Here is a 243-nt window from a genome sequence, read left to right as displayed (position 1 = left end):
CGGAATCGATCTCATGGAAGGCCTCGGATCCGCGGCCCAGGCGGCGCAACGGCCGGGTGGCGCTCTGGTAGAGGCGTTCGTGCAGATCGGCGTGGACCTCCTGCGCCGGAGCCGGCAGGCCGGCTGCAGAGGGGACAGCGTCCAGTGAGAAGGGGACGAACTGATCGAGGATCTGCTCGGAGGGGTGCAGGGCCGGCACCCGGGCCACGGAGGAGAAGGCCAGGGAGATCCAGCCGCCGCCAC

1 pseudogene is annotated in these 243 nt (G+C 70.8%); it reads right to left on the bottom strand.

The window, feature by feature from the left end:
• Nucleotides 1-243: pseudogene (locus KUG41_RS15360) on the bottom strand (DUF4912 domain-containing protein); the annotation flags it as partial.

The sequence above is a fragment of the Synechococcus sp. CCY 9618 genome, assembly GCF_019038415.1.
GTDB lineage: Bacteria > Cyanobacteriota > Cyanobacteriia > PCC-6307 > Cyanobiaceae > Cyanobium.
This window is presented reverse-complemented; position numbering and strand designations above follow the sequence as displayed.